We start from the raw sequence: 23,317 nt of genomic DNA, 5'->3' as shown, positions 1-23,317 counted from the left end.
CTTAATGCAGCGGACATAATCCTCTGTATCAAGGCCAGTGGCTGAATAACGCCCCTTTGCATGACAGAGTTCGGCCCGGCCCATGATCTTTGCTAGATCTTCGTATTTACCATCCCGCTCCCAGTTGCCGAAATCACCGTTGAGGCCGACTTTGTCGTGCAAAGCATCGAGAATCCGATTGACCTCCGTCGGTCCCGGTAGCAGGTTGAACCAATTTTTTTCATATCGGCCGTACCGGTCGCGTTCATTCCGGCGGGAGACTGACCAAGCAATCGCGTGACCGGAATGTCGGCCGCACCGGCGACGATCTGCAGGAAGGCCATCAGAATATCCGTAAGGCCGGAGAGCTGCGCACTCTTGCTCTCGTACTCCTCTTCGGCATCGAGGATCAGCGTGCCGTTGACCCCCTTGATGGTGTTGGCGAGCGAGTAACGGCGCAGCACGGCATCTTCGTAGGCCTGATTGCCAATATTGGCAGAGAACTGCGGAACCTTGATGATGTCGATCTTGGCCTCGAAGACCAGGCTGGCGATATTGGCCGCGGTGCTGTCGGCATTCTTGATCGCATCGAAAGTCGCGGCGAGCACGCTTTCGCCCCAAGCCTGATTACCCATTCCCCCAAACTCTTCATTCGGTGTCATCGCACCTTTGAAGATGACGAGCCGAGAGGGATGGATGGTCACCTGCATGCCATTGGCACCGGTCAACCTGTAGAATTTAGGCTTGCCATACCATTCCGAGGTTGGATCACTATCAATATCGCCGGCCGTCAATTGGCGGCGCGTCAGTACCGTCAAATGTTTGAGGCCATCCTTTCCGATCCGCTCTATCCCCACCGGCCGTGCCGGATCGCCATCCTCGGACCCGATAAAGAGAGCGGCGCCACCGAAGAGACGCGCTTTCGTCGCTGCTTCCAGCACTTTGCCGCGCAGATTGAGACGGCGTTCCTCCGCTTCGATCAATCCGATCTGATCGCTCGATGCTTGCCAGTTTCGCCATTTCCGGCAGCTATCGAGAGCCGGAATGTCGATGATCTTGCGCGGCAGCCAGGAGCCGCGATAGGCGGCGATGATCTGTTCGTCCGTCAAGATAGGCTGCGTGTAGAAAACCGATGCCGCCTTGTCGCGATCGGTGCCCATGCGGGATGCAAGGCTCACCAATCCGTCGCGAACCATCGAGAATACCTGCCCCATGGATTGTCCTTTGATGTCGTTTGATGAAAGACCCGCACGGGGCGAGCCTAGAAGTTGCTGAAGCTGAAAGACGAACTCAGCGCGAGTTCGTTCAGAGCATCGGCGAAGGCATCGACCTGATCGTCGAACTGCCCATTCGGGAAGGCGCATATCTCATCGAGAAAGGCTTCGTTCCAGTCCCCACGCAAAAGCTTGACGTTTCCCGCTTCAGCCTGCGCAGAGGCGGGTTTGGCGCGCGTCGCCTTGTCGCCGGTTGGTGATATGGCTTTTACAGGAAAGCCCGCGAGCAGCTTGATCTTGGTTTCCGCATCAGCCTTGCCGGCCGCACCAGGATCCTGCGGCATGCGGATCGTCACCGTCGGTCCGTCCTGCGATGCGGTGTTCTTGAGATTGCGCTCCACCTCGGCGGGCGACCAGCGCCCTCGGGCGACGGTTTCGACATAGAAAACACCATCGACCAAAGCCATGCGCAGGCCAACGGTCCAGTCTGGCTTGCGACCGGGACGCGCTTTCGAAGCCGCAAAATCCCAGGCACGACAACGCTTTGCACTTGAAGGCAGCGCCTCGACGATCTCAAAATCACCGCGCTGAAATAAACCGCCCACGCGAGGCGCAGGCCGCTGCTGAAATTGGCCGGCCACCGCATAGGAGCCGAGTGGGATCTTATCCCGCTCGACCACCGCCCGAGGAAAACGCTGCGGAAAAAGCAGCTCGCCTTCCCCCGTTCTCGGATCGACAAATCCGATCGAGGTCCGACAACGGCGCTCCGGCTCGAATTCCATCGGCAGCATCAGGTGCTCGTAACCGAGCCCAAGCGCGAGGATCATACCGGAGACATCCGCCTCATGCAGCCGCTGCATCACGACGACGATCGCCGAGCGTTGAGGATCGTTGAGCCGCGTCGGGACGGATTCCCGAAAGGTGCGGACCGTAGACAGGCGCTCGGCCTCCGATTCCGCCCCATCGACGGAATGCGGATCGTCGATAATGACACGATCGCCGCGGCCGCCCGTCAACCTGGAGAACGGCACACCCTGCCGCGAGCCCGTGCGAGTATTGGCGAAAGCCATCTCGCCCGTTCTCGTCAGCTTGACGACGTCACCCCAAAGCGCCTGATACCATTCGGAGGCAACGAGGTCACGCATGCGCCTGTTGTCGCGCTTGGCGTAATGTTCCGAATAGGAGGCGCTGAGATAGCGCAGCTGCGGCTTGCCTTTCGGCCCCCATTCCCAGGCCGGCCAGAACACGCCGCAGAGAAGCGACTTCATCGTGCCCGGCGGCACGTTGATCAGCAGCCGGGTAATCTCGCCCGAAGTTACTGCTTCAAGATGTTGGCAGATGGCATCGATATGCCAGCCATGAACATAATCAACGGAAGGCTCGACGACGTGCCAGGCCTCTCGCACGAACCCGCTCAACGACTGGCAGTTGGCGCGAATTTGCTCCGCGTCCATCGCAAGCTGCCTGGCATGCGCGGCTTGCTCGCTCTCAGCTCTTCGCCTCGCCTTCTCCTCCCGTATCGCCACCATCATCGTCGCCGGATCCGGCAAGCGGACCGAAGAGGGATTCGAGTATCGCAAGCTGCTCATCCGTGGCATTGGTTAGGTCGATGGTGACGCCGCGACCTCCTTTGGTCCCGGCGCCGGAGCGCTCGCTAGGTTTCTGATGAACATAGGAGGCCGCTATCTTTGCCATTTCATCGCGCCGCTTCTGATCCGCCTCATCGTCACGCATTACTTTCAACATGTAATCAAGCGGCGTGTCGTCGGCGGAAACGGCCTTGCGACGGCGCGCACGCGGTTTGCGCGGCGCGACCGGCTTGTCGGCATTGGTCATGCTTCAGATTTCCAATGGGATTTTGAAAGAAAACAAGCGGTTCAAAACAACGCTTGCGGTCGACAGTGCGTCGCTGCAACTGTTCTCATCATGCCAAAATAGATACCCCATTTCGGTGCGGTTGGCGACACCCTTGAAGGCCGACCAGCGCGCAAGGAATGAGGACTTTGACGGGAACTACCAATAACCTACTGAAATTTCATGAAAATATAGAACTCTGCAGTCCGACAAATTGAACGACATACCCTTTCAACCCTTACCGTTGGCGATTAAATTCAGTCAGGGAAACTCTTGAGCAGATCAACACCAGATGACGATCGCGATGGTCCCGTGAGCCGAGATTGGGTTCGGCGGTTCATCGCCGCCAATCTCCCGGTCCTGCCCGTTCCCGGTATCCCCGATATGCACCTGCACAAAGCAGGCCCGCAAAGCGGGTTGCGGCGCCTCGCAGAACAAGATCCGCAATTCGGCTCACCTTACTGGGCGCATTACTGGGGAGGAGGTCTGGTTCTGGCTCGTTATCTTCTCGACGAGTCCGAAAGCGTGGCGGGTCGCCGCGTATTAGATCTCGGCGCCGGCTCGGGAATTGTCGGGATTGCCGCTGCAAAGGCAGGCGCGGCGAAGGTATATGCCGCCGACGTTGATCCCTATGCAATCGTCGCTATCGAGCTCAATGCCGCACTCAATGATGTGATGATCGATACGGTATTCGCCGACTTGACGATAAGCGAATTGCCTGATGTCGACGTCATATGCGTCGGAGATCTTTTCTATGAGGCAGCGCTTGCGGAAAGTGTCATCGCATTTCTGGATCGCTGCCTGGCTCGGGAAATCATGATTCTGATCGGCGATCCTTGGCGGGCTCATCTGCCCACGTCGCGTCTCCGGCTCCTGGCAGAATACACGGTCCCGGACTTCGGCGAGGTCACCACAAAGACTCGCTCAGCCGGCGTCTTTGCGCTTGGGTTAATCAAGTCATCAATCGAAGATATCCGCGCATCACAATGATTGCGGGTTCGGACCGCATCGTTGCGAAGACTTAGGCTTTCATCCTGGCACGCCTGCGGTTCCCGCGCTCCAGCCGCTTGGCCAGTTCGGCAAGTTCCGGACTTGCCGCATCGAAGACAGGCCGCGCATCATCCGACAGCCAGTGGTTTTCATGTTTGGGCGCCTTGGGCTTTACCCGGTCGAGCCCGCCCAGCGCATTCGGCATCATCGGCGCTATGCGCGACCAATCCGGCTCCTGGAGCATCGGTGAGGCAGCGAGAAGCACAGCCGCAAGCGTCTGGAATTCGCTCTGAATGCGCCGCTCGGCGGTGCGCCGGACGCGTCCGGTTCGAGCGCAGAAATCTCGAAACGAACCGGCAATATAAGGTGCGGCAAGGCAAATGGACCATTGCGAAAGCAGGATGCGCCGCTCCTCGTCCCCGACATGAACGCGCAGCCATTCCTGCAAGACCTCCTCTGCCCGGCTGATTGCCGCAGCGCTCGGGCGATAGCGAATGCGGATATCGGCATGATCCTTCGATTCAGGCAAAACCTCCGGCCAGAGCGTCCGCATCCTGTCGGGCCGGACGCCGCGTACATCGAGATGAACCATCGTATCGGCTGCCTCGACGAAACGCGCCCGGATAATCAGGCTCAAGTCGGCGATCTCGGCCGCGCGACGGGACAGGTCGTCAAACTGCAAGGCGGACCGGTGTATCAAGTCGTTTCTCCAATTCCTGATAAATCAGCGTTCGCAACGTCGCCCGAACGGGCCAGGGCCGCCGCGCCACCGCATCCGTGCGCAATGTGGCAAGCGCGATATCGTCGAAGGCGCCCAAGAGATCGCCTGGACGCTGCAGCGCCCAATCCTGGCGCTGCGCCAGAACATCGGACACGGCACCGATCGTATCCGACCAGAGCTCGTCGCGATTGCTCCCGGTCTGCCGGATGCATCGCAGAACGAAGACTAGGTGGCCATCGCCGTAGCGGCCTCGGATTTCCTGCATCGTGCCGCGCGCGTGGCTCTCCGCAGGTGCGCGGCGCCGATGGACGGGAACCAGCTTGATGCCGAGCCCATCGAGAAGAAGGTCTAGCCTGCCTTTGGTCATGACAGCTTAACTCCTTTCGTTGGTGAATTTGATGCCTCTTCCATTCCTGTGAGATCACATGACGCCTTCGGCCGCACCGGCGATTTTGGCCGATTTAGGCTTGAAGAAGGCCTCCGCCTTGGAAAGGGCTTCGACCCGCGCTCCGTCACGCAGCATGGGCGTGTTGAGATAGGCGACCATCGCCTCACCCGCCGCAGCCTTCGCAGCATCCTGCGTCGCAAAAACGATCGGTTCGCCTCGACTATCGCGGAGAATATCATTTGTCGCCCGGTGAACCTTGCGAATCCAGCCGAGATGACCGCCGGCAACGGCTTCTGTTCCGATTTGAAATTCGTTCATAGCAACCTCCCCCGGCTTGCTTGGCCAGGTTTATCTGTAGAGTTTCCGATTGGATTTTTACGTTTCAGCGCCCGCTTGCCGTCCGCGAAGCCTCGCCGAGCGTGCCGGCTGCCCGAGCTCGAATATGGATCTTCAACGATGCGGAAGTGAAATTGGTCTCCCTCCGGAGCACCGGAATCGTCATCTTCAAGCGATGGCGTTGGCGACTTCCAAATGACCGACTTTATCGCGATCACCATAGCGGCGAAAAACAACGTCGCGCCGATGCAAGCGAGAAGGCCCTGTAGCATTTCGATCATGGCAGCACCTCCTGCTCGGCTGCTTGCACTGCGGACTTCGCCTTCACTATCTCCATCGGCTCGACAGCTGCATCACAATCCTCGCAATGCTGTTCGATAATCTCCGCGATCGAAAGAATTCGGAGGCAGCCGGGGCATCCCCAGAAGCGATCGAAATATCCCGCGCGAAAAGCCGCCGCTTTCCTCCTGCTGCCTGTGACCATGCCTACTTTCCTCAAACATTGCCTGCCATATGCAGCGTTAACCCGTTTGACAGCCAAGCAGCGGATTATGCCGCTGCCGACTTGATAGACACAAATTATGTTGATAATAATGACGATGTCAACATGATTTGTGTCAAAAATTTTGCAAGGGTCTAGCTATGCAGAAATCCATGGGCGAACGACTGAGAGCGGCCCGCGAAGCCGCAAATTATCCATCAGCCACGAAGGCGGCAGAAGCGTTAGGTGTGAGCCTGTCCACCTATCGCGCGCATGAAAACGGTCAAAACGAATTCAGCGCCGAAGTCGCCAATCGCTATGCGAAGAAATTCGGCACGACGGCGGCCTATCTGCTGACTGGCGAAGGCCTGCGCAAAGCCGCACGTCCGTCGCCGAACATCGTCATGTCATTCGATCCGGACGAGCAGGATCAGGACGGATTTGCCGAGAGTGACGACGAACTCAGCTACAGCCGCGAGCACTGGAAGCCGCATATAGAAGGTGCAACGCCCGAGGTGGACGTCAAGCTCGGCGCCGGTAGCGGCATCGTCGGCGAAGTCATCAACCTCCCCGTCGGCTCAGGCAATGTCGCCGGGCATAAGATCGTCGCGGAATGGCTTATCCCCACCGGCTATCTACGAAACGAAGCAAAGGCTTCGCCGAACCACACGATCATCATGGAAGTCGTCGGCGATTCCATGCAGCCCACCTACATGCCTGGCGATCGCGTCATCGTCGATCTCTCACAGAACCAAATGACCACTGATACCGTCTACGCGATCAGCGACGGTTATACGGAACCGCAAATCAAGCGTCTGCAGCGAGTTCCCTTCACCCATCCGGGGCAGGTCAAGATCATTTCCGACAATCCAGCCCTGGAGACCTTCACCGTCGAGTTGGATCGACTGACCATTATCGGCAGAATCTGCGGCCACATTGCCCGCAAATAAAAAGGAAATATAGGCGCAAACACCTTCGATGTTCCAATTGCGCATATAAACACAAATTATGTTGACATATATCGTGTTGAATGGCAATTTCATCGATAAGAGCCATTGGTCCTAACTGGAATGAGCCCGGGCAGGCGTAGGATCTCGCCCGAAGTCAGCGAAACCGGACGTACCAGGCGCAACGATTGAAAAGGCCGCAAGGCCATCGAAGGAGAGTGTCATTCATGCCGAGAAAGCCGAATGCTTTCATGTTTGCACCAACCGATGCGTTGAGAGAAACCGGTATTGCCGGGATCGCCGATCGCCAAGACGGGAGAATGACGGTGTACGTTCGGGAATTTTCCTGCGAATATTCGTTTGATGAGCTCAGTATCCGCCTATGCGATCGTTGGGAAACCGGATTGCTATTATATGGGCGCGCTGAATTGACGTCGGCAGGTGCCGACTACGAGGATGAATTCTACGTTTCGGCAATCAGATTGGATGGCGGCGCAAGGCTTGCGCGGCCGAATGCCTCGAACAATGCAGGGGGATTCGAGTCTGAATTGTTTCGGCGGATAGCTGCCGTCATCGAAGACGACAGAACACAGGCGGGCCGTCACGCCGCCGAAGTTTTTACCATCGAATTGGAACAATCCCGGCAAGCCGACCATGACCAAAGCCACAAGATCAGACAGGAAAGAAACCTGGAGATGCTTGCACCAACACATTGAGGCCCATTGCAGCCGAGCATCAACACCCAATGGAGGTTGCCGAGACCATGGATGTTTCCCAACACGAGCTTGAAGAGATTCGCTTACTGGAGCAGAAGCTGCATCTCCCTCAAACCCGGCAATCGCCGGCGATCGTGGCGGAACTATTGGCGGAAGGCTTCCTTGAATTCGGCAGCTCCGGAACGGTCTATGACGATAGAGATGAATTAATCTCCCTTCTGGCTGCGGAAAAATCGGAAGAAGGCGCTCCACCCATTATTTCCCGCGACTATGCCTTTCGACCGATCTCACCGGATGCCGTTCTCGTCACTTACCGAAGCATCCGAGAGGCTCGAGAGAATGACCAGGAGCGGCATACTTTACGGAGCTCGATCTGGCAGCGCATCGATGGGCGTTGGCAGATGATCTTTCATCAGGGAACGCCCACGGTTTCGCAGGATTGAATCCACAACCTGGCGCCACCGCATTTGCAAGCCATGAAATCCTTGCGACTGGGGTAAATGCGCTAAGTTTAACGGAGCCCAGGCGCCGTATCGTTGGCTTTACCGTCTGTGAGGCCGAGGTTATCCGCCATCCGAATGAGATCGGCAACGGAGTCGGCCCGCATCTTGCGCATGGCCTGACCGCGATGGACCTTGACGGTGATTTCGCTGAGGCCGATCTCGGCGGCGATCTGCTTGTTCAGGAGGCCTCGCGCAACGAGCGCCATCACCTCACGTTCGCGTGGCGTAAGCGTTGAAAACCGCTCGTGAAGATCGACCTCCGCCGCCTGCTTGCGCAAGCGGGCGCGATCGATTTCGAGCGCTTGCCTGATGGCATCGAGCAGATCCTGCTCCCGAAACGGCTTTAGAAGAAACTCAACCGCGCCCGCTTTCATCGCCCTGACGGACATCGGCACATCGCCGTGTCCGGTGAGAAAAATGATCGGGATTGCATACCCCGTCCGGGCAAGTTCATCCTGAAAGTCAAGCCCGCTCGCATCCGGCATCCTGACGTCCAGGACGATGCAGGCTGGCCCTTCGGACCGGGGGGACGCCAAGAAATCCCGCGGCGACGCAAAGCCATGCGTATCATAGCCGACGGAGCGCAATAGACTGTCCAGTCCATCGCGTACGGATGGATCATCGTCGATGACGTAAACGGTCGACTGCTGGCCCTGCATTCCCTATCCCTTTACCTTTGCGCCGAGCGGCAAGGTAAAACCGAAGACGGCTCCGTGCGGAAAATTCGGCGCCGCATAAATGGTCCCGCCATGCGCATCGATAATGGACCGGCTGATAGCAAGTCCCATCCCCATGCCTTTCGGCTTCGTCGTGTAAAAGGCTTCGAATATCCTGTCGAGCATTTCGGCCTGCATGCCGCCACCGGTATCGCGCACGCTGATGGTCACCTTCCGTTCGTCCGCGGCGGCGCTGACGAGCAATTCGCGCGTTTCCGCATCGACCTCAGCCAGAGCTTCGATCGCATTCATGACGAGATTGAGGATCACCTGCTGAAGCTGGACGCGGTCTCCGGCCACCAACGGCAAATCGCCCGCCAATTCGGTACGGAATAGAATCTGATTCCGACGGATCTCGCTACGTACGAGTTCCAGCACATCATTGATCGCCTCGATCAGATCGATCGTGTCACTGGATGGCGACGAGCGCGCCACAAGCCCGCGGACACGGCCAATGACATCGCCTGCTCGCCCGGCATCCGCGACAATTCGCTCGATGGCGCGGCGGGCTTCATCGTGATCGGCCGGTGTTGCAGAAAGCCATCGAAGCGCGGCACTGCCGTTGGCGGCAATTGCAGTGATCGGCTGGCTGACCTCATGAGCTATCGACGTACCCAACTCACCGACGATCATGAGACGCGACATGCGCGCGAGCTCCGATTGTGCCTGCCTCGCCCTGGCATCGAGCATTTCGATCCTGATTGCCAGGTAAGTGGTCGCACCGATCGCGACCAGACTAAGCGTACTGTTGATCAGGCCGGCCTGCGAAGCGCCATGGCTCGTCAAAAAATAGCTGATGACCGTCAGGGCGGCGCATGCAATCCCGACCACCGCGATAGCGCCGGTTCGACCGGAATAGACCGCCAGCAAGATCACCGAGACATAGAGAACGGCAAAGGCGATCTCCAGATCCGTGATGGTATCGCCGATGAAAATGAGGCCGGCGAGGATCGTAATGCCGAGCCAAAGGAAGGGCATCTCGAAAAGATACTTCAGAAATTCGCGCCTCATCCCTTGCATCCCTGCATCATCGCTTCCGCAGCATTGCGTGCGGAAGCAGCAAACTGCCTGACCCGAAGCGGCAAGACAACAACCGCTTTCTCCGGTGCCGCCAAAGCTGGCGATCCGTAGGATCTGATGCGCTAAGCCCTGCCTTGGCGACCATCAGACCTTGGAATCCCATGGCGCCGGTCACCGCCTCAATGGGCGGCGAGGCTTCCGCATTCATTCCAGCCCAAGGTTTCAACTCGGGTTTTCCAGCGTGAACAGATCAGCGTTTTCGTCATAGGCGAAATATTCCGCGTAGCGGGCCCAGTTCGTAACAGCCTTGAGAGTGGTGTCGGCATAATCCTCGGACATGTAATCCTCCAGCTCATCGCGGAAGCGCCGTGCAAGCGCGCGGTGGGTCGGCCGCTCGTCGAGCACGCGGCGAATGTGCGCAGCCAGCGGCACATAGGTCGCCAGATGCTGCTCGAAGAGTTTCTTGCGTTCATCGACATCGCTGTCGGAGAAACGCAATCCCGGTGCCGTCAGCTTGATGTCACCCCCTTCCAGATCGGCAAAACGCAGCAGTTGAAGCGTTTCCGCAACCGGAAAGAGGTCATCGATGCCGAGATGCAGATGGGTGGCCAGCGGCGGCAGATCGGCCCGCCCGCGATAGGGCTCAGCGGCGACCGTTTCGATCAGACCGGACATCAAATTGGTCGACACGCGCGGCAGCGCCATGGCAATGCCGGTACCGGGGAAAAGGCCCTCGCGCGTCGGTGCGCCGGTCTTCACCGTCATCCGCGTATAGATATCTTCGACCAGCATGCGGAAGGCCGGATCGAGACGGTTGCGCGGCTGCGGCAGATCGACATGGATCTCCGCAATCACACGGCCGGGATTCGATCCGAAGATCAGAATGCGGTCGCACATCAGCACGGCTTCTTCGATATTGTGGGTCACCATCAGAACCGACTCGATCGGCATCCGGCCCTCGCACCACAGATCGAGCAGATCCGTGCGAAGCGTTTCTGCCGTCAGCACGTCGAGCGCCGAAAAGGGTTCGTCCATCAGCAGAACCTTTGGCCGCACGACGAGTGCCCGCGCAAGACCGACACGCTGACGCATGCCGCCTGACAGCTCCTTCGGATAGGCGCTTTCGAAACCGTCGAGGCCGATGAGATCGATGGCAGCGAGCGCTCGCTTGCGCCGCTCGGACGGCGCAACACCTTGCGCTTCCAGACCTAGCTCGACGTTTTGCAATACGGTCAGCCAGGGAAAGAGCGCAAAGCTCTGGAAGACAACGGCGACATCTGAGTTGGGGCCGACGACCGGACGGCCTTCGAAGGTAATGTCGCCATTGCTCGGGCGGATCAGGCCGGCAATCGCACGCAGCAGCGTGGACTTACCGGAGCCGGAACGGCCGAGCAATCCGACGATTTCATTGGGATAGAGCTGAAGATCGACATTTTCGAGTACGACGAGCGAGCCGGACGCTCCCTTGTCGTAGGCCTGGCACACCTGCTTGGCGAGAACCAGCGGCGCATTCTTTACCATATCGATTTTCCTGGAGATGACAGCGTTTTCCATATTCGGTTCTCCGATCTTAAATTAATCGAGACGCATGCGGCGTTCGGCGAAGACGTAGAGCGGCCGCCAGAGCGTTCTGTTGAAGAGCGTCACGAAGATCGACATGACAACGATGCCGAGGATGACCCGCGGAAAATCGCCTGCTTCCGTCGCCTTCGCGATGTATGATCCAAGCCCGAAGGCTTCCAGTTTCGTGTTGCCCCAGCTCGCCAGTTCAGCAACGATGCTCGCGTTCCATGAGCCGCCGGACGCCGTCAATGCACCCGTGATGTAGTAAGGGAATATTCCCGGCAGCATCACGCGCCGCCACCATGCCCATGAGCGCAGCCGGTAGACCGAGGATGCCTCCCGCAGATCGGTAGGAAATGCACTCGCACCGGCAATCACGTTGAACAGGATGTACCATTGTGTGCCGAGGACCATCAGCGGTGACAGCCAGATGTTCGGGCTGGCGCCCGTCGCAACGATGGCAACCACCGCAACGGGAAAGAGCACGTTTGCCGGAAAGGCCGCCAGGAACTGCGCCAGAGGCTGGACGCGCTCGGCAACAGCGGGACGCAGGCCGATCCAGACGCCGATCGGAACCCAGATGACACTGGCGACCGCAATAAGAACGACAACGCGAATGAGCGTCACGAACCCGCCGGCGAAGGCGATCCAGACGTCGGCCCAGGAGAGCGTCTGGCTGAGATAGGAAACCGCATCCCAGACGCTCCAGGCGCCGACGGCGGCGATCAGCGCATACCAGGCGATATCGATAGCCCAGCTGACGGCTCGCTGCCCGCCTCGCTCTCTTGCGACGGCTCGCGACATCGGCAGCAACCGCACGAGCATCAGCCGACCCCATGCAGCGGCCAAAGGTGTGGTCACGTATTTCAGGAGACGCGTGCGACGGATCAGCGAATAAACCCAGGAGCGCGGCCTCTGCTGTCCGGCCGTCTGCTCAAAGCGGAACTTGTCTGCCCAGGCGACGATCGGGCGGAAAAGCAGCTGGTCGTAGAGAAAGATGACGACCGCCATGGCGAGCACAGCCCAGCTCACTGCGGCGAAATCCTGCTTGTCGATGGCAACCGCCAGCCACGAACCCAGACCTGGAAGCTGCACAGTGGTGTTACCCACCGTGATTGCTTCGGAAGCAACCACGAAGAACCAGCCGCCGGACATCGACATCATCGTATTCCAGACGAGACCGGGCGCCGCAAAGGGAGCCTCCAGCCGCCAGAAGCGCTGCCAGCTCGACAAGCCGAAACCGCGGCTGACCTCATCGAGATCGCGCGGAACCGTCCGCAGCGACTGATAAAAGGAGAAGGCCATGTTCCATGCCTGGCTGGTAAAGATCGCAAAGATTGAGGCGCATTCGGCGCCAAGCTGGCTTCCTGGGAAAAGCCCCATGAAGAAGGTGACTGTGAAGGTCAGAAAGCCGAGCACCGGGACGGATTGCAGAATATCGAGTGCCGGAATGATGATCTTCTCGGCGCGCCGGCTCTTTGCCGCAAGCGTTGCGACGACGAAGGTGAAGATGAGGGAGGCCACGATGGCCGCCATCATCCGCAAAGTCGTCCGCAGGGCATATTCGGGCAGATAGGTCGGGTCGAGCGACAGAGGTGCCGTGGACAGGCCGGCCAGCGGCGCGCGCATCTCAGCTACACCATGAAGCATGAGATAGGCGGCAGCCGCAATGAAGGCGAATGCGGCGAGATCATAGCCATTCGGCAGGATACGCGAGCCGGCCAACGCCGCAACGGCGCTACGCTCGCGTCGATCGTTAGCAAGAAAAACCATGTCATAACCCTTTGAAACAGGATGTCGTCGGCCAGGGCGCGGTCGGTATGGTGCCGCATTCGCGACGCCACCGGTGCGCTTGTTTAAGAAAGGACACTCAGGCCGCGCGACGGCTGCCATCCTCGTCGAGGACCGGCTCGCCTTCTGTCGTCCAGAAGCACTCGAGCTTTCCCGTAAGGGAATTGATGTGCCAGGTGGCAATCAGGCGCGGACGCTGCGGCGATACGGAACGCTCAGCCGGACGGCTGCTGCCGGTCGAAACGGCAAAAGCGTTCGGGGCGGAAAACTTGGTTGCGAACCTGCGTCCGCGGAAAAGAACGATGTTGTTCATGGCTCACCTCTTCGGCCCTACCTGACGGCAGATCCGAAGGCGAGCCGGACAGGCTAGGCCCGACCGACGCTCGCCCGGCGAATGCCGGCAGCGGTCCAGGTTGTTGCGATGACCGTCCGGGTGCGGCATGACGCCACAACCGGACAGCGACTAGGGTAGCTGTCCATTGGTTTCTTGATCTGTTGGTTTCCTAAGCCTTCGCATGATGTTGCGAGGACATGGTCGTAGTGTCACAGCCGCGGAGAGCGGTCAATCAGGCGATGGTGCACCGCCATTATACCAAAGTATATGACGTGCGGCCTCGATGAGCAGGCGGCTCGGCGGCAAACAATGGGAACCTAACCTATATTCAACGGCCGCCAGCGAGCATGTGGAAATCCGCAAATCCCCGAGCCTTGCAGCAGCGATCCATTCTCCGATCACCCAGCTTCATCGAGGAAGATACTGCTCAACCAAGCTGAAGCGTTTCCCCGCAAACCCGATGTGAAACAACCTGATAACGCTCCACGGAAATGGAGCCAAAAACCAAGCTTTTATGCAACAATAACTTTCAAAATGGAGGCAAGAGAATAGTTAATTTGCAAATATTCATGCCTTGCATCAGAAATATATAAGCGACTCCCCTGTCATTTCGGCGTTTATTCGGGCGGAACACCGAAGGACGATGGCCATTATATACCCAAAGAAATATAGAAGGCGCGATGAAATTTTTACTCAGAACTTTTGGTGAAATCGCTCTTCTGAATAGCGACGAACACCAAATAGCGTTTCCGAAGAAGGCGCTTCTGATTATTGCCTATTTGCTCGTGAGTGACAGCAAGTCCGTCAGCAGAACAAACATGGCGCGATTTCTTTGGGGTGAAGGTGACTTGGCAAATTCGCTGACAAACCTTCGCAAGCTCGTTTCTCGTATCAAGAGCCGGCAATGGGACTTGAACGTCGAGCTTCTGACCTTTGATGATACCGACATTCACATCGCAAATGACTCGCTCACGAGCGATATTGTCCCGACGCGGGTAAGCACGATCGGGAATCCAGCCGAGCATCTCCGCACCTTGATGGAGCGCTCGCAGTTAAAATTCCTGGAAAGAGCCAACTGCCAAACCCGAGCGTTCATCGATTGGCGAGAGAGCGAAAGAAGGCGACACCTCGCCATGTTAAAGGAAGCGCTGGATGCCGCGGTGACGATTCCAGTCGCGTCCGACGATATCGCGCTTATCAAGGAGGCCGCCCTCCTTCTTTTTGAAGCCGAACCGCAAGACGAGACCGCACGCCGTATATTGCTGAAGGCTTTTGACGCCGAAGGCGGCATCGACCAGCTCAAGCGCATATTCGCGCGGCGCAAGGATCTTGTTTCGCCGTGGCCAGCAACCCTGGCCGCATCGTCCCGCTCTCCGACACCAGTTGCTCCCGCGCATTCGCCCGCCATATCCGAGCAGGATACTGCCACGCAACCTGTCTTGCGCATACCTCGCCTCGCCTTGCTGCCGCCAGGCAACGACGGCCCCGATGGTACCGCGACCATGATCGTCTCCTCGCTCATAGAAGATATCACTCTCGGCTTTTGCGCCCTGTACAGCCTGCGAGTGATTGCCCCCTACTCCACTGTCCAGATCGACCGCCAAGCTGAGGATCAAGCCGCACTTTTAGAGCGATATGACATCAACTATGTCCTGGAAACCCGATTGAGCGGGCCTGATGACGACCTTTCGCTCGTCACACAGCTCATTTCCCTGCCGGGCAGCGAGATCCTGTGGGCGGAGCGCTTCAATTTCGGCACGCTGGATCTTGCATGCAATAAGCGCGAAATCTCGCGGCAGATCGTGCTCGCCGCCGCCGCGGAAGTCGAGCGGCATGAGATGGCGCGTGCCTATTTCGAGGACAACCCCGTCCCCGACCATCAATATCTTGTCGGCGCGCTCGACTATATCGGCCGGATGATCGATCCCAGCCTTGCAGACAGGAGGCTCGCGGCGGCAAGCTTGGCGATGCTGGGGCATCAGAACGAGGCGCGCACGCTCGTACGCCGTGTGCGCGGGGCCAATCCCGATTTCGATGCGGATAGATGGCAGTCACTCATTCCGAGCAAAGAGCAATGGCACACGGATCCATATCGCGAAGGTCTGAAAAAGAGGGAGGTTTGAATGGCGATATCGTTGACCCACATTCGCGCAGAAGAAGCCAAAGATATCGACGCCATTCATGCAATCACCTCTGCCGCTTTCGAAGGAAAGAACTATAGTTCCGGCACCGAGGCGGCAATCATCGATGCGCTGCGAATGGCCGGTGCGCTGACCCTTTCCCTCGTGGCCGTGGAGAGCGATGAGATCGTCGGTCACGTGGCCTTCTCGCCCGTGACAATCGAATCCGGAGCCGAAAAATGGTTTGGCCTTGGCCCGGTATCCGTCCGCCCCGACCAACAGGGCAAAGGCATCGGAAAGGCTCTGATTGAAAACGGACTGGCGCAACTGAGAGAGCGCGGCGCCAACGGCTGCGTGGTTCTGGGCGATCCCCGCTACTACACCCGTTTCGGCTTCACGAGCGACGGAACCCTTCATTACGCTGATGTACCGGCCGAGTATTTTCAGCGGATCGTGTTCAAGGGACCAGCCCCAAAAGGGGCGGTTGTGTTCCACGCGGGCTTCGACGCAGCGTAGGAGAACCGAGCCTTCAGAAGAGGTGCGGCTCCGAAGGCGGCAGTCTATTAACAACCGCAGCAGGCACCGGAAGCGGGGAAGACCTAACGCGAACGAGAACTAGCAGGAAATAGTGTTGATCAGGTTGTTGAAGCGATCTTGCATCGCTTGGATAGTCGCATCGCAGAGATCATCGTAGTTTTGGAAGCTAGAAACAAATGGTGGGCCCGGAGGGACTCGAACCCCCAACCAAGCGGTTATGAGCCGCCGGCTCTAACCATTGAGCTACAGGCCCGGCGCAAAGATAAAGACTCCGCGCTTGCGACTCCGGAGCAATGGTTCCCCGAAGACGACTTGGCTCTAACCCAATTTCTGTTTTCCGACAAGGGACTGCCGTAATACCTTCACAATCAATCCGCAAAAGCGGATCTCGAGGGATCATCAACCAAGGAACGAATCATGCTTCTGACGAAAACCAGAGATTTTGCTCTTGCCACTCTTGTCAGCGCCACTTTCTTCGTGCCTGCGACCGCAGCCTTTGCCGAAGATGCCAAGCCGCGCGAAGCCGTCATCACTGTCACCGGCGAGGGACATGCTTCCGTCGCGCCGGATATGGCTGTCGTAACGCTCGCAGTCGTTCAGCAGGCCAAGGCGGCCCAGGATGCACTCGATCAGAACAACAAGGCCATGGGCGCCGTGCTGGCAACGCTGAAGGAAAGCGGCATTGCAGAGCGCGATCTGCAGACCTCCGGCTTTTCCATTCAGCCGCAATATACCTATCCGAACGACAAGGACGGCCACAATCAGCCGCCGGTTCTGAACGGCTATCAAGTGACGAACGGCCTGACCGTTCGCGTACGTGATCTCTCCAAGCTCGGCGGGCTGCTCGACCAAGCGGTCAAGCTCGGCGTCAATCAGGGCGGCGATATCCAGTTCACCAACGACAAGCCCGATGCCACGATCGAAGAGGCCCGCAAGAAGGCAGTCGCCGACGCTGCCGCCAAGGCAAAGACCTTGACGGATGCCGCCGGCGTCAAGCTCGGCCGCGTTATCGCGATCCACGAAGGCGGCATTGCAGCCCCGCCGCAGCCTTATATGCGCAGCATGGCCGCGGCGGCTCCGATGGACAAGGCAGTTCCCGTCGCCACCGGAGAAAACGAATACAACGCATCGGTGAGCATCACCTACGCGATCCAGCAGTAATCAAAACAAAACCGCCCTTCGCTCAGATCCAATCGGATCGAGCAAAGGGCGGTTCCGCGGCCCCCGCCGAAAAAGACGAAAAGGTCAGAGAATGAAAACGGGCGCCTCGTGCGCCCGCTTTGCTTGTCAGCGACCCAGGAGCGGGCAACCGCGAACATTGGCAAACATCATCGTATCCGGGCCACGGCGGCCGAAACCGTCGACGACGACGCGACGCGGCGTCACATCCACGACACGGGCACGACGCAGGCCATAGCTGCGGGCAACGTCCACGGCCTGACGAGGATCGCAGCCACGGCGGTCAAAACGCGGCGGCGGCGGACGGTCATAGTCCGGCGGCGGGCGATGACGGCCCGGATTGACATAGATATCCACACCCTGTGCGGAGGCAAAATCCGCCGTGCCCGACAGGGCGGTCACTGCGACGCAGGCGGCGACTCCCAACTTTGCCAGCATTTGTTTCATTATGTTCTCCATGAAGCAGAGGGCTTCTTTCTCACGCCTGCTATATTTGCTGAGCGAGTGCCCAAGAGGTAACGGCGCTATGCTGAATGAGCTAAGAATCAGCCATTCATCCATTATTCAGCTACATTGAACGCTAAAGGGAAACCAGATGGCCGATAATAGCACATCATAATAAATAAAGCCGCCTCCCTTTCGGAGGCGACTTTGAATCCATTGAATAGATGTGGAAAACTTGGGGAAGCGCTGCAATCAGCGGCGGATCAGTGGGCAACCCGGTGCGTTGGCGAAGACAACTCGATCCGGACCACGGCGGCCGAAACCTTCGACAACGACACGGCGCGGCGTGACATTGTCGATACGGGCGCGGCGCAGACCCATGTCGCGTGCTTTCTCGACGGCGAGACGCGGCGAGCACATGCGACCGCGCGCGTGGTCATAGCGAGCCTGCTGGATGCCAGGATGGAAATCGTTGGCCGATGCAGTGACGGTGGTGGCGGACATCGCGCCCAGCGCGATGAGAGCTGCAATACCTGCCTTGGCGAAAAGATTGGTCATGGTGTTTCTCCTTCAAATCCTTGCTGCGGATCGTTGCAATCCCATTATTGGCCTCGCCATCGGCAATGCCTCGGGATTGGGGCCACGTTAGGTCAGCCAAGCTGAACCGAACACGAACTGGCCGTTCAGATTGTATTCACGACGGTTAACAATCTATTGACGCAAGAAGGCGCGCGGCTCAGGCAGAAAAATGCAGTACGATTTCGCGCCGATGCGGCCGGTCGCGATGCTCGAAAAGGTAGATGCCCTGCCAGGTGCCGAGTGCCAGCCGACCGTGCATCACCGGAATGCCGATCGAGACCTGCATCAGTGCGGCCTTGATATGGGCCGGCATATCGTCCGGCCCCTCCATCGTGTGCACGATCCAGCGCATCGAAGGGTCCGACGATGGAGGCACGAGCCGGCTGAAGAAGGCCTTGAGGTCGGTCTTCACATCGGGATCGGCATTTTCCTGGATCAGGAGGGAACAGGAGGTGTGGCGAACGAAGACGGTCAGAAGCCCGTCACCGCCGGCGGCCGCGGTGCGGACGAATTCCGCCACCTGATCGGTAAATTCATAGAACCCCTGGCCATGAGTCGAAAGCGTGATCACTGTTTGCGGCATGGCATCCTCCGGGCGTGGCGATAGCGATCCGCATCAGGTCGGGCGAGTGGCCGGAATGTCAAGTCCGGCCACCGCGTTGAGCCTATAGCGAGATGATGATGTTGAAACCACCATAGATCAGGCGTTTGCCGTCAAAGGGCATGTTTTGCATGTCATCCTTCAAACGCGGGTCGGCCATGACCTTCGCCAATATTGTGTCGCGGCTCTCTCGCGATTCGTAGGTGATCCATGAGAACACAACGACCTCGTCTTCCTTCGCCTGCACGGCACGCGGGAAAGAAGTAAGTTCGCCATACGGCACGTCGTCGCCTATGGCCTCGACATAGCTGAGCGCGCCATGCTCCCGCCAGACATCCCCGGCCCTGCGCGCCTGCGCCTTGTATGCTTCAATCTTGTCTTTCGGCACGGCAAGGATGAAACCATCGACATAGGACATTTCTGCCTCCTCTGTTCTATGTTCACCTTTGAAAGACGGGTGACGGCAATCAGATCCGACATTGGCGACAGATATTTTTCGGACGCCTGCCGGTTGGTCGGAAACGACCGCGAATTCGCTGAACGACCCACGGAGGGACGCCAATGACGATAGAATACCAGAATGATCCCAAGCTCGAAAATGAGGCGCTCAATGCCCTATGGGCAACCGCATGGGGCAGCTCCTCCCCGCGGGATTTCCAGCCCATTCTCTCCCGAAACCTCGCGCATGTGGGCGCATTCGCGGGCGCAAGACTGGTCGGCTTCGTCAATGTCGCGTGGGATGGCGGCATTCATGCCTTTATTCTCGACACCTGCGTCGATCCAGAATTTCGGCGAAGAGGTATTGCAAGCGCTCTGGTCGAGCGGGCGAGAACCCTGGCCGGCGAACGCGGCGCGGAATGGCTGCATGTCGATTTCGAACCACACCTCGCCGGCTTTTATCGAGGGCTCGGTTTTGTTCCCACTGAGGCCGGCCTCATTCAGCTGCGCGATTGACAGATCATCGCCCGCTAGCCCGGCGAATGAACTTGCGAGAGCAGCCAGTTGCGAAACAGGGCCGCAGCCGGATTCACCAAGGCATTCGGCGGATAGACCAGGCTATAGCTGACAGCAGCCGGCTGCACCTCGACGAAGCATCTGACCAGCTTTTTTTCGGCGAGGTCGCGTGCCACCAGCGAGCTTCGCACTAGGGCGAAGCCGCGGCCCCGCCGGCAGGCCTCCAGCATTTCGGCGAAAGAATCGAATAAGAGAGCCTCCTCGACCGCCCGAGCGATGTCGAAATGCGGTTCTGCCCCATCATCCAACCCGCTGGTAATTTGCTCATGCCAACGCTGCCAATCGAGAATCGTATGCCGCATGCCGGAATAGCGCAGAAGCGGCGCAGCTCTTATGGCCCAGCGCGGTGGCAATCGTTCAGCCAGTTCCGGCGAACTGACGACGAACTCCTCGTCCGTCAACAATTCTTCATGCGTAAAACCTGCATCGGCGCGGCCGAGCCAGACGGAGAGATCGGTGCCATCAGGTTGAAAATCCGGGCGCTGGTAGCCGACGGCCAGCTTCACCTCAATTTCCGGATAGCGTTGGCAGAAATCCGGCAGCCGCGCCGCCAGCCATTGGCTGGAGAACTCCGGCGAGACGGAGACCGCGACGCTGCGAACCGAAATACTCGCGCGCGCCTGGTACAACGCCGTTTCCAGCTCGGCGATCGTGCCTGAGATTGCAGGATGCAGACGGGCGCCCAACGGTGTCAGCCGCGCGCCACTTCGGCCTCTGTCGAACAAGCGCCCGCCGATCCATCCTTCCAATTGCGCAAGCTGATGGCTGACTGCCGTCTGTGTCTGCCCGATCCGCTCGGCAGCACGACCGAAACCGCCGGTCTCGGCAATGGCGCAGAATGTCTGAAGCGTCGAGAGCGGTGGCAACGGCCTCTTTCCCATGAAAATCCCTCATGCTTTAAAGCGCAAGGATTCATTATACACCACTCTATTCCAGGCGCATCTATCTACTGGTCAACCATTTTGAGGTCATGGATAGATGAATATTCTTCATGTTGAAAGCTGGAGAACATGGTTCGCCCGGTTCCTGATCCGGCAAGATGCTTTGGAACGACGCTCGCATGATGAAGGTGGCCGAAAGCGAGACATGCTGCCTCTGACGAACCACCATTTGCTGCGGGATGTCGGGCGGAGCGATCTCGCGAAAGAGCCATCCAAAGATGGACATCGCTAACCGCTGAGCGTCTTCACCCTGGTCAGATCCGGAAAGAGGCGCATCCAGAGCAGCACCACGACGATGGTTCCGACGCCGCCGACGATGCCCGTCAGAACAGGTCCGAGTGCACTGGCAAGCATGCCGGATTCGAATTCGCCGAGCTGATTGGAGGTGCCGATGAACAGCGAATTCACGGCATTGACCCGACCGCGCATAGCATCCGGCGTCAGGAGCTGCACGAGCGAGCTGCGCACGACGACGCTGACCGTATCCGAAGCGCCGACGACGAAGAGCGCTGCGACCGAAAGGATGATATTGCTCGAGAGCGAAAAGACGATGGTGGCGATCCCGAAAACGAGGACCGCAAACAGCATCTTCTTGCCGACATCGCTCTGCAGCGGCCGGCGTGCCAGCCAGATCGACATGGCGAGCGCGCCGATTGCCGGCGCGGCGCGCAACAAACCAAGCCCCCATGGTCCGGCATGCAGAATATCGCGCGCGAACATCGGCAGCAGCGCCGTCGCTCCGCCGAGCAGCACCGCGAAGAGATCGAGCGAAATCGTCCCCAGCATGACCGGGCGGCTCTTGATGAAGGAAACGCCGGCGAAGACGGAATTCAGCGTCACCGGCTCGCGCGACGACGGCTGCAGCCGTTCAACGCGGATCGAAATGACGTTGATGCTTGCAATGACATAAAGCACGGCTGAAACGGCAAATGGTGCAACGGGGCTGACGCCGTAAAGCAGACCGCCAAGCGACGGCCCGATGATGAAGGCCGTCTGCATCATCGAGGTAGAGGTCGCGATGGCGACCTGCAACAGCGAAGACGGCACGATATTGGGCAAAAGCGCTGCCATGGTCGGACGCTCGAAGGCCGTCGCTGCGCCCATGACGGCAACGGCGGCCAGAATGCCGGCGGGACCTATCCAGTGCTGCCAGACGGCCACGGCAAGAACCAGCGCAGTCAGCGCCTCGATCAGCTGGCAGGCAAGGCCGATACGGCGGCGGTCGAACCGATCGGCGACATGCCCGACGACAAAGGTCAGAATGACCATCGGCAGAAACTGGCAGAAGCCGACGAGGCCGAGAAAAAAGGCGCTATGGGTCTGATCGTAGATCATCCAGCCCATGGCAACCGTGACAGACTGAAAGCCTACTGAAGAAAAGACGCGCGACGCAGCGAATGAACGATAGCCGGAGTGACCGAGCACGCTTGGCCGGTCTAGAGTCTGCAGTGTATCCATGGGCCTTTTCGTCTGCCGGCAGGGGCGCTCGCAGACTTGCTTCTCAACAATCGAATTTTCTACACCTCCCTGCTCTGCCTCGATGGCCCTGCTGTCAATCTTGTTTTTGCTGCAGCTGCAAATTCATCGCGGACGATAGATCAAATCGCGGTGAAGACGGGCTGAGAACACCCTGCCTGACCTCGATCGACCATATCGCCGCCAGCTCCACAGCGATCGCATCGATCAGCTTGGGAACATCGCTGGCCGCAGAACCATGCAGCGCTTCCGCGACGATAAGCACCGAGTGTGTGTCGTCACGCACTGCGGACAGGCCGCTCTGCCGATTGGTCCAGCGGCGGGCATGCGCCTGCCCAGCCGCATCGGCAAAGATCACTTCCCTCGCCTCCGGATGCTCCACCTCGCCGGAAAAGGTCAAATAGGATTCGCTGCCGCTTGCATGCCGCACTTCGAGATTGCCGGAGATTTTCGAAAGATCGAAAACGGCGACGGGAATCGCGAAAGCTATCGAGATGGCATTGCAGAGATCGACGAGTGGATGCAGCCGTGGCAGCGATCCTTCCTGGCGAAAGCGGCGAAGCAAAGCTTCGGAGGCGCAGCGATATTGCGTCGGCTTCAATCCCATTTTGGAGAAAGCCCGCCGCCACGCCTGTATTTCAGCCATCTCGCTTTCAGGATGCTGCATCAGCCGGTCTGCGGCGGTCGCATGATATCCGGCGATCCGATCGCTGACATCGACAGTCGAGGTATTCCCTTCGGCGAGCAACACGCCGGGAACCAGCTCAGGAAACTCGCTCCACATCTCGTTCGAATGGCAGAAAAACATGGCACCTCCTAATAGGCATCTGCGCGGCGCAGCACAAAACCCCGTCATTATCCTCCGGTCTTGAA

Annotated in this window: 28 protein-coding genes and 1 tRNA gene; 8 read left to right on the top strand and 21 right to left on the bottom strand. The window is 58.6% G+C overall.

All coding sequences use genetic code 11. The features are described from left to right. Positions 1-92 precede the first annotated feature (92 nt). The 3 genes from PH558_RS03990 to PH558_RS03980 are packed head-to-tail and all read right to left on the bottom strand — an operon-like array spanning position 93 to position 3,029. Positions 93-1,193, bottom strand: a complete 1,101-nt coding sequence (locus PH558_RS03990; RefSeq protein WP_483314117.1) for a DUF1073 domain-containing protein — start codon at positions 1,191-1,193, stop codon at positions 93-95. Positions 1,194-1,240: 47 nt separating this feature from the next. Continuing rightward, positions 1,241-2,725: a phage terminase large subunit gene (gene terL / locus PH558_RS03985; protein WP_285202303.1), complete on the bottom strand. Its 1,485-nt coding sequence runs from the start codon at positions 2,723-2,725 to the stop codon at positions 1,241-1,243. Beyond that, complete coding sequence (locus tag PH558_RS03980) at positions 2,682-3,029, bottom strand: hypothetical protein (RefSeq protein ID WP_095435328.1); 348 nt, start codon at positions 3,027-3,029, stop codon at positions 2,682-2,684. The genes terL and PH558_RS03980 overlap by 44 nt, the downstream gene beginning before the upstream one ends. 330 nt (positions 3,030-3,359) lie before the next feature. On the opposite strand from PH558_RS03980, the gene PH558_RS03975 reads away from it, so the two are divergent. Beyond that, positions 3,360-4,037, top strand: coding sequence for a class I SAM-dependent methyltransferase (locus PH558_RS03975; protein WP_095435330.1), 678 nt, complete (start codon positions 3,360-3,362; stop codon positions 4,035-4,037). A gap of 31 nt (positions 4,038-4,068) precedes the next feature. Here PH558_RS03975 and PH558_RS03970 read toward each other — a convergent pair whose 3' ends face one another. From PH558_RS03970 to PH558_RS03950, 5 genes are read right to left on the bottom strand one after another with little or no spacing between them, the layout of a single operon-like run. Beyond that, complete coding sequence (locus PH558_RS03970; RefSeq protein ID WP_285202300.1) at positions 4,069-4,737, bottom strand: DUF6362 family protein; 669 nt, start codon at positions 4,735-4,737, stop codon at positions 4,069-4,071. After that, the gene (locus PH558_RS03965; RefSeq protein ID WP_095435331.1) at positions 4,709-5,125 is read right to left on the bottom strand and encodes a hypothetical protein; all 417 of its coding nucleotides are present in this window, start codon (positions 5,123-5,125) and stop codon (positions 4,709-4,711) included. The genes PH558_RS03970 and PH558_RS03965 overlap by 29 nt, the downstream gene beginning before the upstream one ends. A gap of 54 nt (positions 5,126-5,179) precedes the next feature. Beyond that, entirely contained in the window at positions 5,180-5,464 is a 285-nt protein-coding gene (locus PH558_RS03960) for a hypothetical protein (RefSeq protein WP_095435332.1), read from the bottom strand. Beyond that, the gene (locus tag PH558_RS03955; protein ID WP_095435333.1) at positions 5,461-5,763 is read right to left on the bottom strand and encodes a hypothetical protein; all 303 of its coding nucleotides are present in this window, start codon (positions 5,761-5,763) and stop codon (positions 5,461-5,463) included. The genes PH558_RS03960 and PH558_RS03955 overlap by 4 nt, the downstream gene beginning before the upstream one ends. Beyond that, entirely contained in the window at positions 5,760-5,966 is a 207-nt protein-coding gene (locus tag PH558_RS03950; RefSeq protein ID WP_285202296.1) for a hypothetical protein, read from the bottom strand. The genes PH558_RS03955 and PH558_RS03950 overlap by 4 nt, the downstream gene beginning before the upstream one ends. A 158-nt stretch (positions 5,967-6,124) precedes the next feature. Here PH558_RS03950 and PH558_RS03945 point away from each other — a divergent pair, with 158 nt between their 5' ends. From PH558_RS03945 to PH558_RS03935, 3 genes are all read left to right on the top strand, one after another. Continuing rightward, positions 6,125-6,913, top strand: coding sequence for a LexA family transcriptional regulator (locus PH558_RS03945; RefSeq protein WP_113408092.1), 789 nt, complete (start codon positions 6,125-6,127; stop codon positions 6,911-6,913). A 224-nt stretch (positions 6,914-7,137) separates the two neighbouring features. Then, complete coding sequence (locus PH558_RS03940) at positions 7,138-7,626, top strand: hypothetical protein (protein WP_285202295.1); 489 nt, start codon at positions 7,138-7,140, stop codon at positions 7,624-7,626. Positions 7,627-7,655: 29 nt separating this feature from the next. Continuing rightward, positions 7,656-8,069: a nuclear transport factor 2 family protein gene (locus PH558_RS03935; protein ID WP_285202294.1), complete on the top strand. Its 414-nt coding sequence runs from the start codon at positions 7,656-7,658 to the stop codon at positions 8,067-8,069. Positions 8,070-8,137: 68 nt separating this feature from the next. Here the strand turns inward: PH558_RS03935 and PH558_RS03930 are convergent, their stop codons facing one another. From PH558_RS03930 to PH558_RS03910, 5 genes are all read right to left on the bottom strand, one after another. Further along, positions 8,138-8,788, bottom strand: a complete 651-nt coding sequence (locus tag PH558_RS03930) for a response regulator transcription factor (protein ID WP_095435338.1) — start codon at positions 8,786-8,788, stop codon at positions 8,138-8,140. Between the two features lie 3 nt (positions 8,789-8,791). After that, a complete protein-coding gene (locus PH558_RS03925) occupies positions 8,792-9,856 on the bottom strand; it encodes a sensor histidine kinase (RefSeq protein ID WP_285202293.1) in 1,065 nt (354 codons plus the stop codon). Positions 9,857-10,087: 231 nt separating this feature from the next. Continuing rightward, the gene (locus PH558_RS03920; protein ID WP_285202291.1) at positions 10,088-11,419 is read right to left on the bottom strand and encodes an ABC transporter ATP-binding protein; all 1,332 of its coding nucleotides are present in this window, start codon (positions 11,417-11,419) and stop codon (positions 10,088-10,090) included. Between the two features lie 21 nt (positions 11,420-11,440). Further along, positions 11,441-13,201: an ABC transporter permease gene (locus tag PH558_RS03915; RefSeq protein WP_285202290.1), complete on the bottom strand. Its 1,761-nt coding sequence runs from the start codon at positions 13,199-13,201 to the stop codon at positions 11,441-11,443. A gap of 97 nt (positions 13,202-13,298) precedes the next feature. Then, positions 13,299-13,532: a hypothetical protein gene (locus PH558_RS03910; protein WP_285202289.1), complete on the bottom strand. Its 234-nt coding sequence runs from the start codon at positions 13,530-13,532 to the stop codon at positions 13,299-13,301. A 701-nt stretch (positions 13,533-14,233) separates the two neighbouring features. Here PH558_RS03910 and PH558_RS03905 point away from each other — a divergent pair. Together PH558_RS03905 and PH558_RS03900 are read left to right on the top strand one after the other, a co-directional pair. Continuing rightward, positions 14,234-15,676, top strand: coding sequence for a hypothetical protein (locus PH558_RS03905; protein ID WP_285202288.1), 1,443 nt, complete (start codon positions 14,234-14,236; stop codon positions 15,674-15,676). Continuing rightward, complete coding sequence (locus PH558_RS03900) at positions 15,677-16,189, top strand: GNAT family N-acetyltransferase (RefSeq protein WP_285202287.1); 513 nt, start codon at positions 15,677-15,679, stop codon at positions 16,187-16,189. Between the two features lie 198 nt (positions 16,190-16,387). Here PH558_RS03900 and PH558_RS03895 read toward each other — a convergent pair. Further along, positions 16,388-16,463 (bottom strand) — tRNA-Ile (locus PH558_RS03895). Between the two features lie 164 nt (positions 16,464-16,627). On the opposite strand from PH558_RS03895, the gene PH558_RS03890 reads away from it, so the two are divergent. Beyond that, positions 16,628-17,371, top strand: a complete 744-nt coding sequence (locus PH558_RS03890) for an SIMPL domain-containing protein (RefSeq protein ID WP_285202286.1) — start codon at positions 16,628-16,630, stop codon at positions 17,369-17,371. A gap of 126 nt (positions 17,372-17,497) precedes the next feature. On the opposite strand, the gene PH558_RS03885 is transcribed toward PH558_RS03890, so the two are convergent. The 4 genes from PH558_RS03885 to PH558_RS03870 all read right to left on the bottom strand — a co-directional run bounded on the left by PH558_RS03885 (position 17,498) and on the right by PH558_RS03870 (position 19,431). Then, positions 17,498-17,836, bottom strand: a complete 339-nt coding sequence (locus tag PH558_RS03885; RefSeq protein ID WP_285202285.1) for a hypothetical protein — start codon at positions 17,834-17,836, stop codon at positions 17,498-17,500. A gap of 249 nt (positions 17,837-18,085) precedes the next feature. Next, entirely contained in the window at positions 18,086-18,391 is a 306-nt protein-coding gene (locus PH558_RS03880; RefSeq protein WP_285202283.1) for a hypothetical protein, read from the bottom strand. Positions 18,392-18,569: 178 nt separating this feature from the next. Continuing rightward, complete coding sequence (locus PH558_RS03875) at positions 18,570-18,995, bottom strand: secondary thiamine-phosphate synthase enzyme YjbQ (RefSeq protein ID WP_113408093.1); 426 nt, start codon at positions 18,993-18,995, stop codon at positions 18,570-18,572. Positions 18,996-19,077: 82 nt separating this feature from the next. Further along, a complete protein-coding gene (locus PH558_RS03870) occupies positions 19,078-19,431 on the bottom strand; it encodes a DUF1428 domain-containing protein (RefSeq protein WP_095435350.1) in 354 nt (117 codons plus the stop codon). Positions 19,432-19,574: 143 nt separating this feature from the next. Here PH558_RS03870 and PH558_RS03865 point away from each other — a divergent pair, with 143 nt between their 5' ends. Continuing rightward, positions 19,575-19,967 carry a GNAT family N-acetyltransferase gene (locus PH558_RS03865; protein ID WP_285202278.1) on the top strand — a complete coding sequence of 131 codons (393 nt, stop codon included), beginning with the start codon at positions 19,575-19,577 and terminating at the stop codon, positions 19,965-19,967. Positions 19,968-19,981: 14 nt separating this feature from the next. Here the strand turns inward: PH558_RS03865 and PH558_RS03860 are convergent, their stop codons facing one another. The 3 genes from PH558_RS03860 to PH558_RS03850 form a co-directional block, all read right to left on the bottom strand. Continuing rightward, the gene (locus PH558_RS03860) at positions 19,982-20,908 is read right to left on the bottom strand and encodes a LysR substrate-binding domain-containing protein (RefSeq protein ID WP_285202277.1); all 927 of its coding nucleotides are present in this window, start codon (positions 20,906-20,908) and stop codon (positions 19,982-19,984) included. 288 nt (positions 20,909-21,196) lie between these two features. After that, positions 21,197-22,426: an MFS transporter gene (locus tag PH558_RS03855; RefSeq protein ID WP_285202276.1), complete on the bottom strand. Its 1,230-nt coding sequence runs from the start codon at positions 22,424-22,426 to the stop codon at positions 21,197-21,199. Between the two features lie 94 nt (positions 22,427-22,520). Further along, the gene (locus tag PH558_RS03850) at positions 22,521-23,252 is read right to left on the bottom strand and encodes a B3/B4 domain-containing protein (protein ID WP_285202275.1); all 732 of its coding nucleotides are present in this window, start codon (positions 23,250-23,252) and stop codon (positions 22,521-22,523) included. Positions 23,253-23,317: the final 65 nt, after the last annotated feature.

The sequence above is a fragment of the Rhizobium pantanalense genome (assembly GCF_030182525.1).
Classification (GTDB): domain Bacteria; phylum Pseudomonadota; class Alphaproteobacteria; order Rhizobiales; family Rhizobiaceae; genus Rhizobium.
The sequence above is the reverse complement of the archived record's forward strand: the minus strand, read 5'-3'. Positions and strand labels throughout refer to the sequence as shown.

Bases quoted from the DNA above. Each gene is read 5' to 3' on its own strand.
- PH558_RS03945 (WP_113408092.1), top strand. From the start codon at position 6,125: ATGCAGAAATCCATGGGCGAACGACTGAGAGCGGCCCGCGAAGCCGCA.
- PH558_RS03925 (WP_285202293.1), bottom strand. From the start codon at position 9,856: ATGAGGCGCGAATTTCTGAAGTATCTTTTCGAGATGCCCTTCCTTTGG.
- PH558_RS03885 (WP_285202285.1), bottom strand. From the start codon at position 17,836: ATGAAACAAATGCTGGCAAAGTTGGGAGTCGCCGCCTGCGTCGCAGTG.
- PH558_RS03915 (WP_285202290.1), bottom strand. From the start codon at position 13,201: ATGGTTTTTCTTGCTAACGATCGACGCGAGCGTAGCGCCGTTGCGGCG.
- PH558_RS03965 (WP_095435331.1), bottom strand. From the start codon at position 5,125: ATGACCAAAGGCAGGCTAGACCTTCTTCTCGATGGGCTCGGCATCAAG.
- PH558_RS03990 (WP_483314117.1), bottom strand. From the start codon at position 1,193: ATGGGGCAGGTATTCTCGATGGTTCGCGACGGATTGGTGAGCCTTGCA.
- PH558_RS03930 (WP_095435338.1), bottom strand. From the start codon at position 8,788: ATGCAGGGCCAGCAGTCGACCGTTTACGTCATCGACGATGATCCATCC.
- PH558_RS03865 (WP_285202278.1), top strand. From the start codon at position 19,575: ATGACGATAGAATACCAGAATGATCCCAAGCTCGAAAATGAGGCGCTC.
- PH558_RS03855 (WP_285202276.1), bottom strand. From the start codon at position 22,426: ATGGATACACTGCAGACTCTAGACCGGCCAAGCGTGCTCGGTCACTCC.
- PH558_RS03980 (WP_095435328.1), bottom strand. From the start codon at position 3,029: ATGACCAATGCCGACAAGCCGGTCGCGCCGCGCAAACCGCGTGCGCGC.
- PH558_RS03935 (WP_285202294.1), top strand. From the start codon at position 7,656: ATGGAGGTTGCCGAGACCATGGATGTTTCCCAACACGAGCTTGAAGAG.
- PH558_RS03940 (WP_285202295.1), top strand. From the start codon at position 7,138: ATGCCGAGAAAGCCGAATGCTTTCATGTTTGCACCAACCGATGCGTTG.
- PH558_RS03890 (WP_285202286.1), top strand. From the start codon at position 16,628: ATGCTTCTGACGAAAACCAGAGATTTTGCTCTTGCCACTCTTGTCAGC.
- PH558_RS03910 (WP_285202289.1), bottom strand. From the start codon at position 13,532: ATGAACAACATCGTTCTTTTCCGCGGACGCAGGTTCGCAACCAAGTTT.
- PH558_RS03860 (WP_285202277.1), bottom strand. From the start codon at position 20,908: ATGGGAAAGAGGCCGTTGCCACCGCTCTCGACGCTTCAGACATTCTGC.
- PH558_RS03950 (WP_285202296.1), bottom strand. From the start codon at position 5,966: ATGGTCACAGGCAGCAGGAGGAAAGCGGCGGCTTTTCGCGCGGGATAT.
- PH558_RS03875 (WP_113408093.1), bottom strand. From the start codon at position 18,995: ATGCCGCAAACAGTGATCACGCTTTCGACTCATGGCCAGGGGTTCTAT.
- PH558_RS03850 (WP_285202275.1), bottom strand. From the start codon at position 23,252: ATGTTTTTCTGCCATTCGAACGAGATGTGGAGCGAGTTTCCTGAGCTG.
- PH558_RS03960 (WP_095435332.1), bottom strand. From the start codon at position 5,464: ATGAACGAATTTCAAATCGGAACAGAAGCCGTTGCCGGCGGTCATCTC.
- PH558_RS03870 (WP_095435350.1), bottom strand. From the start codon at position 19,431: ATGTCCTATGTCGATGGTTTCATCCTTGCCGTGCCGAAAGACAAGATT.
- PH558_RS03920 (WP_285202291.1), bottom strand. From the start codon at position 11,419: ATGGAAAACGCTGTCATCTCCAGGAAAATCGATATGGTAAAGAATGCG.
- PH558_RS03955 (WP_095435333.1), bottom strand. From the start codon at position 5,763: ATGATCGAAATGCTACAGGGCCTTCTCGCTTGCATCGGCGCGACGTTG.
- PH558_RS03905 (WP_285202288.1), top strand. From the start codon at position 14,234: ATGAAATTTTTACTCAGAACTTTTGGTGAAATCGCTCTTCTGAATAGC.
- terL (WP_285202303.1), bottom strand. From the start codon at position 2,725: ATGATGGTGGCGATACGGGAGGAGAAGGCGAGGCGAAGAGCTGAGAGC.
- PH558_RS03900 (WP_285202287.1), top strand. From the start codon at position 15,677: ATGGCGATATCGTTGACCCACATTCGCGCAGAAGAAGCCAAAGATATC.
- PH558_RS03880 (WP_285202283.1), bottom strand. From the start codon at position 18,391: ATGACCAATCTTTTCGCCAAGGCAGGTATTGCAGCTCTCATCGCGCTG.